2 protein-coding genes are annotated in these 1,932 nt (G+C 73.0%); both read left to right on the plus strand.

Going from position 1 to position 1,932, the window contains the following annotated elements:
• Nucleotides 1-708: pyridoxal-phosphate dependent enzyme (locus OO68_RS41485; RefSeq protein ID WP_033314683.1), on the plus strand; the 708-nt coding region annotated here is incomplete at its 5' end.
• A partial coding sequence (locus OO68_RS41490; protein WP_033314684.1) for an MFS transporter occupies nt 705-1,932 on the plus strand: 1,228 nt, incomplete at its 3' end. The genes OO68_RS41485 and OO68_RS41490, both read left to right, overlap by 4 nt.

The raw sequence follows: 1,932 nt of genomic DNA on the forward strand, positions 1-1,932 counted from the left end.
CACCGCGTCGAGGAACTCCTCGCCCTCCACCCGGACGCCTGGTGCCCCGACCAGTACAACAACCCCGACAACGTGGCCGCCTACGCCCCGCTCGCCCACGAACTCGTCGCCCAGCTCGGCCGGATCGACACCCTCGTCGTCTCCGTCGGCACCGGCGGCCACTCCGCCGGCACCGCCTCCGTCCTGCGCGGCTACTTCCCCCGTCTGCGGGTGGTGGGCGTGGACACCACCGGCTCGACCATCTTCGGCCAGCCCGCCGCACCGCGCCTGATGCGCGGCCTGGGCAGCAGCATCCACCCCCGCAACGTCGCCTACGACCTCTTCGACGAGGTGCACTGGGTCGCCGCCCCCGAAGCCGTCTGGGCCGCACGACGCCTGGCACGCCACCACTACGCCACCGGCGGCTGGAGCGTCGGCGCCGTCGCCCTCGTCGCCCGCTGGCTCGCCCGCACCCTGCCCGCCGAGGACCGGATCATCGCCGTCTTCCCCGACGGCCCGCAACGCTACGTCGGCACCGTCTTCGACGACACGTACTGCCGCGAACACCGCCTCCTCGGCCACCTGCCCGCCGACGACCCCGACGAGATCACCCACCCCACCGACCGGGTCGTCACCCGCTGGACCCGCTGCACCCGGATCACCGACCCCCTCACCACCGCCGGCCGACCGGTTGCCGACGAGCACGCCCTCGCGGGAGCCGCCCGATGAAGCACCTGCGGCATCAGACCCGCTCCTTCCCGCCCGCGGTACGGCTGCTGATGGCCAACCAGTTCGCCATCAACCTCGCCTTCTACATGCTCATGCCCTACCTCGCCGCCCACCTGTCCGGCGGGCTCGGGCTCGCGGCCTGGGCGGTCGGGCTCGTCCTGGGCGTGCGCAACTTCTCCCAGCAGGGCATGTTCCTCATCGGCGGCACCCTCGCCGACCGCTTCGGCTACAAGGCCCCGATCATGGCGGGCTGCCTCCTGCGCACCGCGGGCTTCGGCCTGCTCGGCTGGGTCGACAGCCTCCCCGCGCTCGTCGTCGCCTCCGCGGCCACCGGCTTCGCCGGCGCCCTGTTCAACCCCGCCGTCCGCGCCTACCTGGCCGCCGAGGCGGGCGAGCGGCGCGTGGACGCCTTCGCCACCTTCAACGTCTACTACCAGGCCGGCATGCTCCTCGGTCCGCTCGTCGGACTCGCCCTGCTCGCCGCCGACTTCCGCCTCGTCTGCACGGTCGCCGCCGCGATCTTCGCCGCGCTGACCCTGCTGCAGTGGCACGCCCTGCCCGCACGCCACGGCGAGGCCACGACCACCGGTGCCGAGGCGGACGGGGTGCTGGACCAATGGCGCACGGTCGTCGCCAACCGCCCCTTCCTGCTCTTCGCCACCGCGATGATCGGCTCGTACGTCCTGACCTTCCAGGTCTACCTCGCCCTCCCGCTGGCAGCCTCCAACGCCCTGGGGCCGAAGGGTGCCTGGGCCACCAGCGGCCTCTTCGTCGTCTCCGCCGCGGTCGCCGTCGTCGGCCAACTCAGGCTCACCGACTGGGCGAAACAGCGGTGGAGCCCAGGACAGGCGCTGGTCCGCGGGCTGACCGGCATGGGGCTCGCCTTCCTGCCCCAGGCCCTCACCCCGCCCGGCGCCACAGCCGCGGTGCTCGCCGCTCTGGTGGCGGCCGTGGTCCTGCTCGCGGCAGGCAGCGCGGTGGTCTACCCGTTCGAGATGGACACCGTCGTCACCCTCTCCGGCAACCACCTCGTCGCCACCCACTACGGCCTCTACAACACCGTCTCCGGCCTCGGCATCACCCTCGGCAACCTCCTCATCGGAGCCCTCTGGGACTTCGCCGAACGGCACGACGCCCTCTGGCTGACCTGGGGTGCCCTGACCGCCACCGGGCTCGCATGCGCAGCCTCGGTCGCCGCACTCGCCCGCAGCGGACACCTGGCCG

The organism is Streptomyces iakyrus (genome assembly GCF_000717055.1).
Taxonomy (GTDB): domain Bacteria; phylum Actinomycetota; class Actinomycetes; order Streptomycetales; family Streptomycetaceae; genus Streptomyces; species Streptomyces iakyrus.